This is a genomic window from Moritella marina ATCC 15381 (assembly GCF_008931805.1).
In the GTDB taxonomy this organism is placed as follows: Bacteria; Pseudomonadota; Gammaproteobacteria; order Enterobacterales; family Moritellaceae; genus Moritella; species Moritella marina.
This window is the reverse complement of record NZ_CP044399.1, coordinates 1-17,749: the sequence shown is the minus strand read 5'-3', so window position 1 is coordinate 17,749 and position 17,749 is coordinate 1. Positions and strand designations below refer to the sequence as shown.

General features: G+C 42.2%; 15 protein-coding genes. 3 read left to right on the top strand and 12 right to left on the bottom strand.

The features are described from left to right. Window positions 1-81: 81 nt before the first annotated feature. From oppC to pomA, 5 genes are all read right to left on the bottom strand, one after another. Window positions 82-984 (bottom strand): oligopeptide ABC transporter permease OppC, encoded by a 903-nt coding sequence (gene oppC, locus FR932_RS00215; RefSeq protein WP_019440444.1) that lies wholly within the window; start codon window positions 982-984, stop codon window positions 82-84. Between the two features lie 10 nt (window positions 985-994). Then, a complete protein-coding gene (oppB, locus tag FR932_RS00210; RefSeq protein WP_019628898.1) occupies window positions 995-1,915 on the bottom strand; it encodes an oligopeptide ABC transporter permease OppB in 921 nt (306 codons plus the stop codon). A gap of 93 nt (window positions 1,916-2,008) precedes the next feature. Then, window positions 2,009-3,640: an ABC transporter substrate-binding protein gene (locus tag FR932_RS00205; protein ID WP_019440446.1), complete on the bottom strand. Its 1,632-nt coding sequence runs from the start codon at window positions 3,638-3,640 to the stop codon at window positions 2,009-2,011. Between the two features lie 534 nt (window positions 3,641-4,174). Next, on the bottom strand, window positions 4,175-5,086 hold the full coding sequence (locus tag FR932_RS00200) for a flagellar motor protein MotB (protein WP_019440448.1): 912 nt from the start codon (window positions 5,084-5,086) through the stop codon (window positions 4,175-4,177). A 41-nt stretch (window positions 5,087-5,127) separates the two neighbouring features. Further along, window positions 5,128-5,892 (bottom strand): flagellar motor protein PomA, encoded by a 765-nt coding sequence (gene pomA, locus FR932_RS00195; protein WP_019440449.1) that lies wholly within the window; start codon window positions 5,890-5,892, stop codon window positions 5,128-5,130. Window positions 5,893-6,076: 184 nt separating this feature from the next. Between pomA and FR932_RS00190 the strand changes: the two genes are divergently transcribed. The 3 genes from FR932_RS00190 to dxs are packed head-to-tail and all read left to right on the top strand — an operon-like array spanning window position 6,077 to window position 9,115. Then, window positions 6,077-6,322: an exodeoxyribonuclease VII small subunit gene (locus FR932_RS00190; protein ID WP_019440450.1), complete on the top strand. Its 246-nt coding sequence runs from the start codon at window positions 6,077-6,079 to the stop codon at window positions 6,320-6,322. Between the two features lie 3 nt (window positions 6,323-6,325). Continuing rightward, window positions 6,326-7,216 carry a (2E,6E)-farnesyl diphosphate synthase gene (gene ispA / locus FR932_RS00185; RefSeq protein ID WP_019440451.1) on the top strand — a complete coding sequence of 297 codons (891 nt, stop codon included), beginning with the start codon at window positions 6,326-6,328 and terminating at the stop codon, window positions 7,214-7,216. Window positions 7,217-7,249: 33 nt separating this feature from the next. Continuing rightward, complete coding sequence (gene dxs / locus FR932_RS00180; RefSeq protein ID WP_019440452.1) at window positions 7,250-9,115, top strand: 1-deoxy-D-xylulose-5-phosphate synthase; 1,866 nt, start codon at window positions 7,250-7,252, stop codon at window positions 9,113-9,115. A 373-nt stretch (window positions 9,116-9,488) separates the two neighbouring features. On the opposite strand, the gene FR932_RS00175 is transcribed toward dxs, so the two are convergent. From FR932_RS00175 to thiL, 7 genes are all read right to left on the bottom strand, one after another. Next, window positions 9,489-10,493 (bottom strand): peptide ABC transporter ATP-binding protein, encoded by a 1,005-nt coding sequence (locus FR932_RS00175; RefSeq protein WP_019440318.1) that lies wholly within the window; start codon window positions 10,491-10,493, stop codon window positions 9,489-9,491. Next, window positions 10,490-11,458, bottom strand: a complete 969-nt coding sequence (gene dppD, locus FR932_RS00170; protein ID WP_019440319.1) for a dipeptide ABC transporter ATP-binding protein — start codon at window positions 11,456-11,458, stop codon at window positions 10,490-10,492. Before dppD ends, FR932_RS00175 begins: the two co-directional genes overlap by 4 nt. A gap of 11 nt (window positions 11,459-11,469) precedes the next feature. Next, window positions 11,470-12,360 carry a dipeptide ABC transporter permease DppC gene (gene dppC, locus FR932_RS00165; RefSeq protein WP_019440320.1) on the bottom strand — a complete coding sequence of 297 codons (891 nt, stop codon included), beginning with the start codon at window positions 12,358-12,360 and terminating at the stop codon, window positions 11,470-11,472. Window positions 12,361-12,402: 42 nt separating this feature from the next. Continuing rightward, window positions 12,403-13,413, bottom strand: coding sequence for an ABC transporter permease subunit (locus tag FR932_RS00160; RefSeq protein WP_019440321.1), 1,011 nt, complete (start codon window positions 13,411-13,413; stop codon window positions 12,403-12,405). Between the two features lie 209 nt (window positions 13,414-13,622). Further along, window positions 13,623-15,266, bottom strand: coding sequence for an ABC transporter substrate-binding protein (locus tag FR932_RS00155; protein WP_019440322.1), 1,644 nt, complete (start codon window positions 15,264-15,266; stop codon window positions 13,623-13,625). Between the two features lie 649 nt (window positions 15,267-15,915). Continuing rightward, window positions 15,916-16,419 carry a phosphatidylglycerophosphatase A family protein gene (locus FR932_RS00150; protein WP_019440323.1) on the bottom strand — a complete coding sequence of 168 codons (504 nt, stop codon included), beginning with the start codon at window positions 16,417-16,419 and terminating at the stop codon, window positions 15,916-15,918. Further along, window positions 16,409-17,512: a thiamine-phosphate kinase gene (gene thiL / locus FR932_RS00145; RefSeq protein WP_240532365.1), complete on the bottom strand. Its 1,104-nt coding sequence runs from the start codon at window positions 17,510-17,512 to the stop codon at window positions 16,409-16,411. The genes FR932_RS00150 and thiL overlap by 11 nt, the downstream gene beginning before the upstream one ends. Window positions 17,513-17,749: the final 237 nt, after the last annotated feature.

The window sequence follows — 17,749 nt, the reverse complement described above, 5'->3', positions numbered from 1 at the left end:
TAACTGTGTAGTCAGCAATATATTTTCAGCTAGAATGGCTTAAATTCGGTTCTGCTCACTTTAAGCCATTCTATTTAGCAATTATCTGTCTTTTGGATCAAGCGCGTCACGAAGACCATCACCGACATAGTTAAAGCAAAATAGTGTGACAACCATGAACAGCGCTGGAAAACCTAATTGCCAGATAGCCAATTCCATCGTTTGTGCACCTTCTTGCAATAACGCGCCCCAACTGGTCATAGGCTCTTGCACGCCTAAGCCAAGGAAGCTAAGAAAAGATTCAGTTAAAATCATGCTTGGAATAAGCAACGTTGAGTACACGGCAACAATACCTAATACATTCGGTACGATATGACGGGTAATAATACCCCACTTACTCACACCACATACATGTGCTGCTTCGATAAACTCTTTACCGCGTAAACTTAGCGTTTGACCACGAACAATACGCGCCATGTCTAACCACGCAATTGCACCAATCGCTACAAAGATTAAGATGATGTCACGACCAAAGAAAGTCACTAATACGATCACCAGGAACATGAATGGAATAGCGTAAAGGATTTCAAGAATACGCATCATCACACGGTCAGTTTTACCACCAATAAAGCCAGATGCAGCGCCATATAATGTACCGATAAGCACAGCAACAAATGCGCCCATCACACCAACCATCATCGAAATACGACCACCAATAAAGGTACGTACAAATAAATCACGGCCTAAGCTGTCAGTACCAAACCAATGGTCCGCTGATGGCGGCGCATGCATCGCATACCAATCCGTATCATCGAATGCATATTGACTGAACATCGGCACGAAGATCACCGAAAGCGTAATCAAAAATAAGATGAATAAACTGACCATTGCCGCTTTATTACGCATAAAACGAATACGCGCATCCTGCCATAAACTACGGCCTTCAATTTCTAAATTTGTCGAGAAGTTGTTTAACGCTTCGACTTTAGCTGTTTTAGATAACATACCTAATCCCTTAGTAACGAATTTTCGGATCAACATAAGCAAGTAGAATATCCACTACTGCATTGAATAAAATAAACAAGAATCCGATAAGGATCGTAACACCCATAACCAACGAGTAATCACGGTTAAACGCCGCGTTTACAAACAGCTTACCAATACCTGGTAAACCAAAAATAGTTTCAATAACCACAGAACCTGTGATGATACCCACGAAAGCAGGTCCCATGTATGAAACAACAGGTAACATCGCTGGTTTCAATGCATGCTTCATGACGATATATGGAAAGCTCAAGCCTTTCGAACGCGCAGTACGGATAAAGTTACTGTTCATGGTTTCAATCATGCTACCGCGGGTGATACGGGCGAAAGTTGCCACATATAACATCGACATGCCTAATACCGGTAAGACCATGTATTTCATCGAGCCATCTAACCAACCACCAGCAGGGAACCAGCCAAGATCGATCGAAAATAAATAAATAAGTGCAGGTGCGAGAACAAAAGAAGGCAGCACCACCCCGATCATTGCGGTTGACATAATGCTGTAGTCTAACCACGTATTTTGTTTTAAGGCCGCCATTGTGCCGACAAAAACACCGAATACCAGTGCAAATACAAACGCGAAAGCACCGATTTTTGCTGATACCGGTAATGCCGAAGCAACCAGTTCATTCACGGTAAAATCTTTGTATTTAAAAGAAGGACCTAAGTCACCTTGGATGACATTAGTAAGATAGGTAGTGTATTGCTCAAGCACTGGCTTGTCTAAACCATACTTAGCATTAATGTTTGCCATCACTTGTGGCGGCAGTGTTCTCTCGCTTGAGAATGGGCTACCAGGGGCAAAGCGCATAAGGAAAAAAGACACGGTGATCAATACCAGCATTGTCGGTATTGCTTCCAGAATTCGTTTTAAGATGAATTTAAGCATAATCTAACTCAATCTATGACAATTTAAAAATGAAGAAGACTGCATGCGAGATCCGCATGCAGTTGATCTAAAAATTAATAGTATGGAGAACTATTACTCAGCGATGATGTACATATCTTTAGAGTAAAGTTGATCTTGTGCGTTGTTTTCCGCATAGCCACCCACATGTGGGTTAACTAAACGCGCAGTAACATACTGATAGATAGGAGCAATAGGCATATCTTTCGTTAATAGTGCTTCTTGAGCATAATACAGCTCTTGACGTTTCGCTTCCGATGTCGCTTTCACTGCATCTTTTGTTAGCTTGTCATATGTTGAGCTCTTGTAGTGGATACCACCAGTCGTGTTGGTACCTTCCATTAATGAAGTGAAAGTAGATGCTTCATTATAATCACCACACCAACCAGCACGAGCGGCTTCAAAATCACCCTGCTTTTTAGTTTCTAGGTAGGTTTTCCACTCTTGGTTTTCAAGTGTTACTGATACGCCTAAGTTTTTCTTCCACATAGATGCAATCGCAACGGCAATTTTCTTGTGGTTTTCTGACGTGTTATACAATAGGCTGAATTCAAGTGGATTTGACTTGTTGTAGCCCGCTTCCGCTAACAATTCTTTCGCTTTTTCATTACGTTCTTTTTGCGTCAACTTACCATAAGCAGGCGTCTCAGGGCTAAAATCAGCAACGATTTCAGGTGTTAAGAAATAAGCTGGTTTCTGGCCTTGACCAAGAATTGCGTTAGCAACGATATTACGATCAATAGAATAAGAAATCGCTTTACGTACACGCACATCATCAAATGGTGGCTTATGCGTGTTGAAGTTGTAGTAATAAGTACACAAGTTACCTTTGATTGCTACCGACTCTGCATGTTCTTTTTGTAAACGACGGAAATGCTCGTTTGGCAGTTCATAAGTAAAGTCAATTTCGCCAGATAGGAAACGGTTCATTTCCGCAACTTGGTTTTCAATTGGTAAGTAAGTCACTTTATTAAGTACTGTTTTTGCGTTATCCCAGTACTGTTCATTACGTGTTAGTTCTAGACGTTCGTTCACAACCCATTTGTTCACCACAAATGCACCGTTACCAACGAAGTTTTCTGGTTTAGTCCATTTATCACCGAATTTTTCAACAGTCGCTTTATGTACTGGCTTCATTGTTGTGTGAGCCATCATTTTAACGAAATAAGGTACTGCTGTTTCGAGTGTTACTTCAAATGTATTGGCATCAATTGCTTTAACACCCAAAGTAGATTTGTCTTTTTTACCTTCAATAATATCAGACGCATTCACCATAGTAGTCATATCTAGATACCATGAATAAGGTGAAGCTGTTGCAGGATCTACAGCACGTTGGAAGCTATATACAAAATCATCGGCCGTTACAGCATCACCATTCGACCATTTAGCATCTTTACGTAAGTGGAAGGTAAAGGTTTTATTATCTGTTGTTTCCCAGCTTTCAGCGACACCCGGTATCGTTATACCATCCGCATCTTGGTTTACCAGGCCTTCAAGTAAGTCACGCAATACATGCGACTCAGGCACACCTTCTACTTTTTGTGGGTCTAACGACGCAACTTCAGTGCCGTTACCACGAACAAGCTCTTGGTTTTTCGCAAGCTTAACACCGGCAGGAACTTCAGCAGCAGTGGCAGTAAGGGAAGTGGCAGCAAACGCAAGACCTGCGCCTAATAGTAATGATTGGGTGATTTTATTTTTTAACATGTACAACTCCAGTACGACAATTACATCCATGACCTTTAAATTTGTTTTATATTTCAATTTTTGTTGAATTGAAATACCAAGCATCTCTAAAGGAGTAGTATTCACAGTAACAATTAATTCATTTAATTGCTATATATTCCAAACTATCATCAATCGACAACCGTTAATACCTACAATATGACAATTGCTAAGATTAAGTATCTAAATGTGATGCTAATATACTTAATTGCTCCTTATTGGAATATATGCTCAACAATTGGTTAGTATTAATACTTATGGCTGACAGCTAACGAGCGAAAGTACTGCCTAAAATCAAGGTTACAGTGAGAAGACGCACGCTTTAGCCTTGTTTCGAAAACGAACATACAGAGATATTGATTGCTTAGCAGCATGCAACAAGACTTTACTGCCCAACAAGTCATTGCATTATGTCAATTAGCGAAAAATAAAAAAGGCTCATCGTATGAAATGATCCATAACCATGAGCCTTTTAATTTGTCTAAATGACGATTTTTTATTTATTCGTATTAAGTCTTACTTAACTACATCCAAAGGTTCTGACAGTTTCGCTTTACCTTGCATTATGCTGATTTCAACACGTCGATTACGGCGTAACTCACTTTCAACATCGGTGAGTGGGTGCGTATCCGCCATTCCCTGCACGATCAAGCGATTTTCAGTAAAGTCTTTTACTTTTAGCATCTCATGAGCAACAGACACTGCACGTTGACTAGACAGATCCCATTTCGAGCGATATAACTCAGAATGTAACTGCTCTTTCCCCGTATGTCCGGCAACCGTGATCATGCCAGGTATCGTCGCTAATAATTGCGCTACCTTTTGGATCACAGGACGGAATCGAGGTTGTAAAAATGCCGAGCCCGCAGGAAATGAGCCTTTTTCATTAATACGAATAATGATTTGTTGACCTAGGTTTTCAACCTCAACGCCACCGCTATCCACTTCTTCTTTTAATGCTTCAGCCAACGCTTTAACCAATTCACTGGTATCTTCTGTCACTTCAACATTTTCTGTTGGTGTGTTATCACGTGTTGAGGTTTCGGGCGATTTTCCGCCGTTACTGTCTTCCTCTAATTTATTTTTACCACCCGCATTTTGATCTTCCCCATCTTTGAAATCCAATTCAGCTTCACTATTATCAATAGTGTGCTGCATGATGGTTTCGATTGGCGTGGGATCCGGACGACCCGGACGAAACTCCTGTGCGATCACCGTGGTGCCTTTCGGGATGTTTTTTACATCAATCTGATTTTGGACACCAAATGCGAACTGCATTGAACCTGCAATTTGCTTAAATTTCACTACATCCATTTCTGAAAATGACAGCAGTAATACAAAAAAGCACATTAACAGGCTCATTAAATCGGCAAATGTTCCCATCCAGGCGGGGAGGCCTGGGGGTGGGCAATCACATTCATCTGACATAGGGTATCTCTCTACTTATTCAGCGGTCATGTTGAAACTAACTAAACGCCGCCATCGGCAACTTCACGTTTTGATGAATTGAGGTAATTTTTTAACAAGCTTTCGATTACCCTTGGGTTTCGCCCTTCTTGAATACCTAAAATAGCATCCATGATCAGGGTGTTATTGAGCATCTCTTCTTCAGAACGTAATTTCAACTTACCGGCGATCGGGATCGCTATCATATTGGCAAAAACAGCACCATATAATGTGGTTAATAAGGCTACCGCCATTGCAGGGCCAATTGATTTAGGGTCATCCATGTTAGACAACATGGCAACGAGACCGATCAGCGTACCAATCATGCCCATCGCAGGGGCAACTTCACCGATCATAGTAAAGACATGAATACCGCTTTTGTGGCGGGCTGTGGTCAATTTAATATCTTTTTGCAATGTTTGACTAACCACAGTTGCATCGTGGCCGTCCACTAATAAATCGATACCTTTTTGCATAAATTCATTTTTCACTTCCGCTTCTTCAAGGGCTAAAAAACCACCTTTACGGGCCGCATCCGCCATTTCAACCGCTTGCTCGATTAACTCTTCAGGTTTATCGATTTTGAACATAAATGCTTTAATCGCAATTTTTGCAGCAGCTAAAAATTGACCAAAATTAAAATGCATCAATACCACAAAGAGTGAGCCGATAAATACAATCAACACTGACTGCGTATCAACAAACGTGCTTATATCGCCACCCAATACCATTGCCATAACAACAAACGCAAACGAGCCGATTAATCCTATTAAAGTTGCTAAATCCACAACATTCCCCATCCCAAGCAAATTATCATCATATTCTAGCGAGTGTATTCAATGATCTATATCGGCAAGCAAATAAAATTCTGAAGTGATCTTATTCTGCTTATCACTGTCATCTCACCGTTAAGCTGTATATACCTTAGTAATTTGGGTATAATACCCGAGTATATTATCAGAGGGACACCCGATGGCGGTAAAAAAACCAGAAAATATGACGTTTGAGGCGTCTATTGCAGAGTTAGAGACAATTGTGACCAGCTTAGAGCAAGGTGATAGTGAACTTGATAATGCGTTGAAGCAATTTGAACGTGGTATTAGCTTAACACGTGCTAGCTCACAAAAATTGCAACATGCTGAACAACAAGTAGCCATATTACTCGCCAACGGTGACCAGCAAACGCTTGCACCTTTCAATTCTGACAGTAGTAATTAAACCGTGCAGCTTTCAAACTCAATTACCCAATACCAGGGTCGTATCAATGACTATTTGCAACAGCAAATAAACTTGCTACCAACACATGGCACCCAGCTTGCAGCCGCAATGGAATATGGCCTATTACAGGGAGGCAAACGTGTGCGTCCCGTGATCGTCTATGCCGTCGGCGAAATGCTCGGTGTTAACTTAAACGATCTTGATGGTCCAGCCGCTGCAATCGAATCAATTCATGCGTATTCATTAATTCATGATGATTTACCGGCAATGGATGATGATGACTTACGCCGTGGCCAGCCGACTTGCCATATTAAATTCGATCATGCGACAGCTATTTTAGCCGGTGATGCGCTGCAACCATTTGCTTTTGAAATGTTACTTGATTGCCCATTAGCCCCTGAAGCAGAAAAAAATCGCTTGGCGATGCTGAAATCACTTACCCGAGCGAGTGGCTATAGCGGTATGTGCGGTGGCCAAGCAATGGATTTAGCCGCAACCGATAAACAGGTTTCGTTGGCACAACTCGAAGCTATCCACAATAATAAAACCGGTGCGATAATTAATTGCGCAGCCAAACTGGGTTGCCTTGCATCACCACTTTGCTCGGTTGAGTTATTGACTGCATTAGATAACTGGTCAAACGCAATTGGGTTGGCATTTCAAGTTCAAGATGACATTCTCGATATAATAAGTGATACTGAAACGCTCGGTAAACCGCAAGGTTCAGATGTTGAATTAAACAAATCAACTTACCCAGCACTGCTCGGTTTAGCTGGGGCACAAGAAAAAGCCCAAGCTCTGTATCAACAAGCGATGTTTGCCTTAGAAACCATTCCGCATGATACCAGCACTCTCGCTTTATTTACGCAGTACATCATCGAGCGAAATAAGTAACAGATTCTAACAAAGTATAAAATTATAAAAATTATGAGCTTAGATATTTCGAACTACCCTACATTGGCCTTAGCAGACATCCCTGAAGAATTGCGTCAATTACCTGCTGATCGCCTAGATGATTTATGCGATGAACTGCGTAGCTATTTATTACATTCGGTTGGTAAAAGTGGCGGTCACTTTGCATCTGGTTTAGGCGTTGTTGAGCTAACAGTTGCCTTGCATTATGTTTACAATACACCTTACGACAAACTGTTATGGGATGTAGGTCATCAAGCCTACCCACACAAGATCTTAACCGGTCGTCGTGATCGCATGTCTACAATCCGTCAAAAAGGTGGGTTACACCCTTTCCCTTGGCGCGATGAAAGTGAATATGACCACCTTAATGTAGGTCATTCATCGACTTCTATTAGTGCAGCACTTGGCCTTGCAGTTGCTGCCGAGCAAGAAGATAAAAACCGCAAGACGGTGGCTATTATTGGTGACGGCGCGATCACTGGCGGCATGGCTTTTGAAGCATTAAACCACGCAGGTCATATCGACAAAGACGTACTGGTTATTTTAAATGATAACGATATGTCTATTTCTGAAAATGTCGGTGCGGTAAATAAACATTTAGCCAAATTATTATCAGGTGTTGCTTATTCAAGTTTCCGTGAAAACGGTAAAAAGGTACTCTCGGGTATTCCACCGATTAAAGAACTTGCGCGTCGTGCTGAAGAGCACTTGAAAGGCATGGTAGTCCCAAGCACATTATTTGAAGAATTTGGTTTTAACTATATCGGTCCAATTGATGGTCACGATGTAAATGGTTTAGTCGAAACACTGCGTAATATGCGTAGCCTGAAAGGCCCACAATTTTTACATGTGATCACCAAGAAAGGTAAAGGTTATGCACCTGCTGAACAAGATCAGCTCGGGTATCATGCAGTGCCTAAATTCAACCCAGAAGAAGATACGTTACCGGTAGCAGCACCATCGAAACCAACTTTCTCGAAGATATTTGGTAACTGGTTATGTGATGTTGCGGCGACAGATAACAAGCTAGCGGCTGTAACACCTGCAATGGGTGCTGGCTCGGGTATGATCAAGTTTTCTGAGACTTACCCAAAACAATATTTTGATGTGGCGATTGCTGAACAGCACTGTGTTACGTTCGCTGCGGGTATGGCGATTGGTGGTCACAAACCTGTTGTGGCTATCTATTCAACGTTTTTACAACGTGGTTATGATCAACTTATCCACGATGTGGCGATCCAAGACTTACCGGTATTATTTGCCATTGACCGTGCTGGTTTAGTTGGCGCAGATGGCCAGACTCACCAAGGTGCGTTTGATATTAGCTTTATGCGTTGTATCCCGAAAATGGTGATCATGACGCCAAGTGACGAAAATGAATGTCGTCAAATGCTACACACAGGTTACCAGTATAATGGCCCTGCGGCAGTACGTTATCCACGTGGCAGCGGTACTGGCGTTGATGTTGAACAAGCATTTACTAAATTTGAAATCGGTAAGGGTATTGTCCGTCGTCAAGGTGAAAAAGTGGCGATATTATGTTTCGGTACTTTGATGCATAACGCGATGCCAGCGGCTGAACGTTTAAATGCGACAGTGGTTGATATGCGCTTTGCTAAGCCGCTTGATGAAGCACTATTAACGGAGATGGCGCAGACTCATGATATCTTAGTTACGATTGAAGATGGCGCTATCATGGGCGGTGCTGGCTCTGGTGTGAATGAATACTTGATGGCGAATAAGTTAATGACACCAACGTTAAACTTAGGTCTGCCAGACAAGTTTATTCATCAAGGTACGCAAGATGAGATCTACGCGGAATTAGGCTTAGATAATATTGGTATTGAAGCCAGCATTAAGGCGTTTGTTGCGCTGTAATTTTCATCATTACAAATGCTAGCTAATAAAAAGGCGCTACTCGATTCACATCAAGTAGCGCCTTTTTTGTTTCGCCTTTCGCCAAATTATACCAATTCCGAAAACTAAGTGATCAAAATGATATTACTCCAGCAAACCGCTCAAGACATCCCTGTTCGCTTAGACAAGGCCATCCATGGCCATGTATGTTTGCGATAGCAATAGCATTTTTCTGTACAGTTATTTATAGGCATTGGTATTAGTTAAAAACGCCCTACACGCTGTAAATCCATCCCTGGAAGCTTGGGGCTGGCATCCATGCCAGCAACAGTAGGCTTATTTTAACTAATCCAGCTTGTACGTTTACTGTTTACCGTTTATCTAAAAGTTAAAATTAAATACGTTGTTCTTCAACAGCATGACAAGCAATTAGCGATTTACCATATTCAGCTAATTTAGGCTGTTCTACATTACAACGCTCATTAGCAAACTGACAACGGGCGTGGAACGCACAGCCTTTCGGCGGATCAAGTGGTGAAGGTAACTCGCCCACCAGCTTAATACGTTCACGGCGGTGTGCAGGATTTAGCTGCGGTGTACTTGATAGCAAGGCTTGCGTATAAGGGTGGCGTGGATTAGCAAACAACTCTTCTTTCGTTGTGTGCTCAACAACACGGCCCAGATACATCACAATCACGTCATTGGCGATGTGCTCAACCACAGATAAATCATGCGAGATAAACACATAGCTTAAGTTCAGCTCATCTTGTAAATCCATCATCAAGTTTAATACTTGCGCCTGTACCGATACATCCAGTGCTGAAACAGGTTCATCTGCCACAACCACGTTTGGATCTAACATCAAGCCACGGGCAATCGCGATACGTTGACGTTGACCACCCGAGAACATGTGTGGGTAGCGGTCGTAATGTTCGGTTTTCAAGCCTACTTTAGCCATGATCGCCATGGATTTTTCTTTACGCTGCGCTTTGCTTAACTTGGTATTAATTTCCAATGGTTCTTCTAATATTTGTCCCACTTTTTTACGTGGATTTAATGAACCATACGGGTTTTGAAATACGATTTGGATTTTTTGACGTAATACTTTAAACGTGTCTTTATCCATTTTCAGTAGATCTTGCCCTTGGAAATCAATCTCACCATGGGTCGGTGTTTCAATCATGGTTAGCAAACGCCCTAGCGTAGACTTACCACAACCTGACTCACCGACAATCGCTAACGTCTTGCCTGCGTCTAACGTAAACGATACGCCATCTAACGCTTTAACAGTTGCGTCAGGTTTACGGAAACCTTGCTCAACTTGGTAATGTTTTTTCAGATCAACCGCTTTTAATAATGGTTGTTGCTCTGCAGTATTTATACTTACAACTTCACTCATGCTGCAGGTCTCCCTTCTATCGTTAACGGCGTATGGCATTTAACTTGGCCAAGTGGGCTTGCATGTGCATCGGGTACTTCAGTACGGCACCTATCCGTTGCATAAGGACAACGTGGATTAAGTAAGCAACCGACGGGGCGATCATATGCACCAGGTACCACACCCGGTAATGCCGCAAGGCGTGATTGGCCAATTGCTGATTCAGGTGATGACGCTAACAACGCTTGCGTGTACGGGTGCTTAGGATGTTTAAATACTTCCTCAGCAATACCCGTTTCCACAATTTGTCCTGCATACATCACCACAACGCGATCAGCCACTTCAGCGACTAAGGCTAAATCATGGGTAATCAATACTAACCCCATGTTATTTTTCTTTTGCAGATCAACTAACAAATCAATAATTTGCGCCTGGATCGTGACATCCAATGCGGTTGTCGGTTCATCGGCAATCAGTAATTTGGGATCACAAGCTAATGCCATGGCAATCATCACACGCTGGCTCATACCGCCAGACAGTTGATGCGGATAGACATTTAAGCGACTTTCCGGCGCGGGAATACCAACCAGATCAAGTAATTCAATCGCACGTGCTTTACGTACAGCCTTACTGCCGCCTTGATGTACTTTTAATGCTTCCATGATTTGATAACCGACCGTGAAGCACGGGTTTAAACTGGTCATCGCATCTTGGAAAATCATCGAAATATCAGCACCAGTTAACTGACGGCGCTGTTTTTCCGGCATTTGTAGCAGGTCTTGACCTTCATACAATAAGCTATCAGCGGTAACTTTACCTGGATGTTCAATAAGCCCCATGATTGACATCGAACTGACTGATTTACCAGACCCCGATTCGCCAACAATACCCAATATCTCGCCTTTATCAACACTATAACTAATGTTATCAACCGCTCTGAAGCCGCTGAATGTGACTGATAAGTTTTTAATTTCTAACAGTGACATAAACCAACCTCTTACTGTTTCAATTTAGGATCAAGTGCATCACGCAGGCCATCACCCATTAAGTTAAATGCTAATACCGTTAGCAAGATAGTCACACCAGGGAAAGTAACAACCCACCATGCGCTTTGTACATATTGACGCGCATCAGCCAGCATAGTGCCCCACTCTGGCGTTGGCGCTTGTGCACCTAAACCAAGGAAACCCAGTGCTGCCATATCTAAAATTGCGTTGGAAAAGCCTAATGTCGCTTGCACGATAAGCGGTGCTAAACAGTTTGGTAATACCGCATTAAACATAATACGAATTGGGCCTGCACCAGCAATACGAGATGCAATCACATAATCTTTGCTCATTTCCGCCATGGTTGATGCACGCGTTAAACGCACATAATGCGGAATCGATACCACAGCGATTGAGATTGACGCATTGACAATGCTTGGGCCCATAATCGCCACAATCGCAATAGCCAGTAATAGGCTTGGCATTGCTAACATGATATCCACTAAGCGCATGATGATGGTTTCAACGCGACCACGGTAATAACCAGCAATCAGGCCTAATAAAATCCCCATGCCCAGTGATAATGTAACAACGAGCATACCCACAAACAGTGACAAACGGGCACCGTGCATAAGACGCGACAAAATATCACGGCCCACAGCGTCCGTTCCCAACAGGTAACCACTGGTCCATGATGGTGGCTGTAATAGCGCATCACGGAATTGTTCAACTGGAGAATAAGGCGCAATTAAGTCAGCAAATACAGCAATAAAAATAATAATGCAGATATAAACTAGACCCACTACGGCGCCTTTGTTTGAACTAAAATATTTCCAAAACTCTTGTAATGGCGTTAACGGCTTCAGTTCTAGCACTGGCGCGTTATTTGAAACTTCACTCATAATCTTCTATTCCTTGTACCTTGTTCCCTTGTATCCGGTATGCTATTTCGCGTGACGAATACGTGGATTAACCACACCGTAGATAATATCTACCAGTAAGTTAACTAAGATAATTAACGTGGCAATAATTAAAATACCGCCCTGCACTACGGGGTAATCACGACGGCCAATTGATTCAATTAACCATTTACCGATACCCGGCCAAGCAAAAATTGTTTCAGTTAAGATCGCACCAGATAATAAAATACCGACTTGCAGACCAATAACAGTAATAACTGGAATCAACGCATTACGCAGTGCGTGGATCACTATCACACGCCATGGCGCGAGTCCCTTGGCACGTGCAGTACGGATATAATCTTCACCTAGCACTTCCAACATTGAAGAGCGTGTCATACGCGCAATAACAGCCAGTGGGATGGTACCAAGTACGATAGAAGGCAAGATAAGATGATGAATAGCAGAGCCAAATGCGCCCACTTCATCCGAGAGTAATGAGTCAATCAACATGAAACCAGTTACATGGTCAATCCACAATGACACATCAATACGGCCAGAAACCGGCGTCCAGCCTAGATTTACCGAGAACACTAACATCAGTAGTAATGCCCACCAGAAAATCGGCATTGAGTAACCAGTGAGTGACACACCCATTACCGTGTGATCGAATACAGAGCCACGCTTAACAGCAGCAATAATACCAGCGGGTAAGCCAATACAAATGGCAAATAAAGCTGCTAAGAAAGCCAGTTCAACAGTGGCAGGAAATAGCTCGAAGAACTCCTCCACGACTGGCTTTTTGGTTACCAGAGAGTTACCTAGATCGCCTTGTAGGATACCTCCTACATAAGAGAAGTATTGCTTCCAGATTGGTTGATCTAAACCCAGTTCAGCAGACAAGATGGCATGACGTTCTGGTGAAATACCACGCTCGCCAGCCATGATTTCAATCGGGTCACCGGGGATCATATGAATGAGCGTAAAAGTCAGTAAGGTGATGCCGAAGAATGTCGGGATCACTGTACCTAATCGCTTTAAAATAAATTGGAACATAGAAAACTCTGAGGGTCTTTAAAGGGTTATCAATAAAGCCAAGATCAATCACTTGTGGATTAACCTTGGCTTACGCTATCCAAAACACTCAAGTACAGGTTATCGGCTTTATTAGACTTAGCGCACTGCACTTACTACATAGCACTTACTAAATAGCACTTGCTACATAGCACTTACGTGAGCACCTGAGGTTTCTTCATTGAGTGAACTTACTTTTCTAAGCTTACGCCGTAGAAGTTGTGACCACCAAGTGGATCAATCACGTAACCTTTAACTTCTTTACGTACAGGTTCAAATACAACCGAGTGTGCAATTGTTGCCCACGGCGCTTGTTGTTTGAAGATGACTTGTGCTTTTTCGTACAACTCAGTTCTTACCGCTTGGTCTGCCGTTGTTTTTGCTTCTTTAACTAACGAGTCAAATTCTGCGTTACACCACATAGAACGGTTAGCACCGCCAACAGCGTCACAACCAAGTAATACCGCTAGGAAGTTATCTGGATCACCATTATCACCAGTCCAACCCAGTAGGATCGTATCGTGTTCGCCTTTAGATGCGCGTTTTAAGTACTCGCCCCATTCAAACGTCACAATTTTCGCTTTAACGCCAACTTTAGCCCAATCAGACTGCATGATCTCAGCCATACGACGTGCATTCGGGTTGTAAGGACGTTGTACAGGCATTGCCCAGATGTTCGTTTCGAAACCGTCTGGGTAACCCGCTTCAGCAAGTAGCGCTTTGGCTTTTTCAAGATTGAATTCGTAATCTTTAATGTCAGCGTTATACGACCACATTGTTGGTGGGATTGGGTTGGTCGCAGCTTTACCTGAACCATTGAATACCGCATCAATAATCGCTGGCTTGTTTACAGCCATGTTTAATGCTTGGCGTACACGCACGTCATCAAACGGTTTTTTATCAACGTTAAATGCAAGATAACCAATGTTTAGGCCTTCTTGAGAAAGCAGATTAATGTTTTTATCTTCTTCCATCATTTTACGATCTGATGGGTTCGGGAATGCCATGATTTGACATTCGTTGTTTTGCAATTTAGCAAAACGTACCGATGCATCTGGTGTGATAGAGAAAACTAAACGATCGATAGCAGGTGCGCCATCCCAATAATCAGCATTACCCGCGTAACGGATCAGTGAATCTTTTTGATATTGTTGTAGTGCAAATGGACCTGTACCAGAAGGCATTACGTCAAGTTGTGCTGCCATGCCTTTTTCAAGGAATACTTTAGCTTGCTCTGCAGACATAATTGAGGCGAAATCCATTGCTAAGTTAGCGATGAACGGCGCTTCAGGTTGGTTAAGTACAAATTGCACTGTGTACTCGTCAATTTTATTAATTTCTTTGATTAACGAACCCATGCTCATGGCATTGTAGTATTCGTATGAACCACCAGACACTTTATGATAAGGGTTTTCGGTATTACCTTGACGGTCGAATGAGAAGATAACATCATCTGCATTGAATGAACGTGTTGGAGTAAAGTCTTTCGTTGTGTGGAATGGTACATCATGACGGAGTTTAAATGTATAAACTAAACCGTCTTCCGATACGTCCCAGCTTTCTGCAAGTGCAGGAATAACTTCAGTTGTACCTTGTTTAAATTCAACCAGGCGGTTAAAGATAGTTTTTGATGATGCATCAAACGTGGTACCAGTAGTAAATAATCCAGGGTTGAAGCCTTCAGGGCTTGCTTCCGAACAATATACAAAAGAAACGGGTTTTTTAGCTTCTGCTGAAGATGAATCTTTCGCTGTTTTATCGTCCGAACAACCACTTAGTCCTAACGTGATAATACTGGCGATAGATAGCGATAACGCGACTTTCCCTTTATTCATGCCTTACTCCATTATGCGATGTTGATAACGTTAACTGCAGATACTAGACTAGATTTGAGTTAACGCCATTTTGCAGATACATTGTCTGCGAATTGTTATTTTCACCGCAAAATTACGTTTTTAGCGCAGAGATGTAAACCTATGTCAGCGGAATAACCAATGACAACGCGGCGATATTATCCACTGAAACAGTCAGATAAACTGGCTGAGTAAGAAAAAGTAACAGATGCGACAACAGCTTAAAGTAATACTATAAAGATAAAATTTAATTTAACTCGAGTGACATTAAGAATAACCGTTATAATTCAAAGAACTAATAGATAACAAAAAGGAATAACGATAAAAAGCAGGATGATAGGAGCAGGATAGATGACTAAACGTGACTTGATTCACGATTTTTGTAAAATGGGAGATTTCACTGGCTATTGATGATAATTAAAGCAGTGTAATTTGTCGGTTTAGACTAATAACGCAGTTAAATAAATCGTTATAGTATTTTATAGCATAAATATTTAACATTTTATGAAAAACAAGCCTCTAAAATGAATATTCCTCAATAGTATTTTAAACGCCGATTAACACAGGTTTCAAGATTAAACGGCAATAGCAATGCACAATAAGCAGCATTAAACACTAAAAATAGAATACACTAAAGCACAATGTAAGCGACCAACTGTACACCAGCTAAAGCGAACACGCCCGCGAGTATATCATCAACCATAATACCAAAACCGCCATGGGTATTTTTATCTAACCAGCCAATAGGGCCAGGCTTGACAATATCAAAAAAGCGAAACAGTGCAAAACCAAGAATAACCCACAACCAGCCTTGCGGCGCAGCGATCATAGTAACACCGTAACCAGCAAATTCATCCCACACGATAGCGCCATGATCATGTACGCCCATCGCCTTGCTCGCGCTAGCACAAATATACACACCAACAACGGATGCGAAGGCAACAATAACGATGTACTGCCATAAGCCGAGCTCTAATACACTCGTCATGAGTAAATACAATGGAATAGCAGCAAGCGTGCCCATCGTGCCAGGCGCTTTAGGGAACAAACCACTGCCAAAACCAACAGCCGCTAAATGCACAGGGTTAGCGTAATTTAATTTTTGTAACTCTGGTGATAAAAAATTATTGTTCATTGAAATGGTCCCATCCCTGTAAAGTGAGCGTTGTTAATTGCTGATTATTATAATAATGAATTTGTGATCCAGCGGTTTCTGAGTCATCTGTTTCTGTGTCAATGATGTCAGTAGCGATAATCACACCAACCTGCGTACAAGGTAAGTCAGTGTCCGCCATCGCTTGTTCTAATTTGGTTTTATTTTCTGCTGATACGGTAAATAGTAATTCATAATCATCACCGCCAGCAAGTGCATATTGCGCCCATAACGCTTTACTTATATAAGTTTGCAACGGGCTGGATAAGGGTAATGCTGTCAGTTCAATATTTGCCGATAGTGTGGTGCCACGAGCACAACTTGACGCCTTAAGGATATGCTGTAAATCGGATGCTAATCCGTCTGACAGGTCAATGCAACTGTTAGCAATACCCGCTAAAACTTGGCCTGTTGCAACGCGCGCCGTAGGGCGTTGGTGACGGGCGATTAAAAATGCTCGCTCGCTATCCGTTAATGCTGCTTCATCCATTGCTGCCAGCGCATGCTTTTCAACATTAAGAGCTGTGCGGTTATCAGCATCGATTAATAATTTCAACCCCGCATTGGCATCACCAATCGTGCCGCTACAGTAAATCAAATCACCAATTTGTGCACCTTGTCGGCGTAATGCTTGTCCTTGGTCGACAAAACCTTGCAGTGTTAGTGTCAAGGTCATCTCGCCTTTCGTGGTATCACCACCAATCAGGCTGACACCATAACGGTGTAATTGTTGATGTAGACAATCACTAAAAGCCGCAAGCCAAGCATGATCATAATCCGGCAGGGTCAACGCTAAGGATGCCCACGCAGGCTGACCGCCCATAGCAGCGATATCACTGATGTTTACCGCAACCAATTTATGCGCTACATCAGCAGGGTTAGCATCAGGTAGAAAGTGGATACCACGCACCATAGTATCTGTAGTGACAACTAACTGCTTACCTGCAGGAACAGATAGGATCGCACAATCATCACCAATACCTGCAATAACGTCATCTCGTGATACTGATTTATGCGTAAAATACTGCCCAATTAAATCAAACTCGCCTGTTGCCATATTGATCTTACTTTCCATTATCGGTGTTAAATTAATAACGCTATTATACTAATTCATATAAACAACTATGCAAAAAATGTTATTGCTATCGCAAACATACATGGCCATAGATGGCCTTGTCTAAGCACACATGGATGTCTTGAGCGGTTTGCAGGAGCAATATCATTTCGAGCACTTCGTTTTAAGAATTGCTATTATACTGTTGTTTATACTAATTCCTATAAACAACGATCTATAAAGAACCAACTATAAATA

Coding starts and splice junctions, on each gene's coding strand:
- oppC (WP_019440444.1), bottom strand. CDS start 984: ATGTTATCTAAAACAGCTAAAGTCGAAGCGTTAAACAACTTCTCGACA.
- dppC (WP_019440320.1), bottom strand. CDS start 12,360: ATGAGTGAAGTTTCAAATAACGCGCCAGTGCTAGAACTGAAGCCGTTA.
- FR932_RS00200 (WP_019440448.1), bottom strand. CDS start 5,086: ATGTCAGATGAATGTGATTGCCCACCCCCAGGCCTCCCCGCCTGGATG.
- thiL (WP_240532365.1), bottom strand. CDS start 17,512: ATGGAAAGTAAGATCAATATGGCAACAGGCGAGTTTGATTTAATTGGG.
- FR932_RS00150 (WP_019440323.1), bottom strand. CDS start 16,419: ATGAACAATAATTTTTTATCACCAGAGTTACAAAAATTAAATTACGCT.
- FR932_RS00160 (WP_019440321.1), bottom strand. CDS start 13,413: ATGTTCCAATTTATTTTAAAGCGATTAGGTACAGTGATCCCGACATTC.
- FR932_RS00155 (WP_019440322.1), bottom strand. CDS start 15,266: ATGAATAAAGGGAAAGTCGCGTTATCGCTATCTATCGCCAGTATTATC.
- FR932_RS00175 (WP_019440318.1), bottom strand. CDS start 10,493: ATGAGTGAAGTTGTAAGTATAAATACTGCAGAGCAACAACCATTATTA.
- dppD (WP_019440319.1), bottom strand. CDS start 11,458: ATGTCACTGTTAGAAATTAAAAACTTATCAGTCACATTCAGCGGCTTC.
- oppB (WP_019628898.1), bottom strand. CDS start 1,915: ATGCTTAAATTCATCTTAAAACGAATTCTGGAAGCAATACCGACAATG.
- FR932_RS00190 (WP_019440450.1), top strand. CDS start 6,077: ATGGCGGTAAAAAAACCAGAAAATATGACGTTTGAGGCGTCTATTGCA.
- dxs (WP_019440452.1), top strand. CDS start 7,250: ATGAGCTTAGATATTTCGAACTACCCTACATTGGCCTTAGCAGACATC.
- FR932_RS00205 (WP_019440446.1), bottom strand. CDS start 3,640: ATGTTAAAAAATAAAATCACCCAATCATTACTATTAGGCGCAGGTCTT.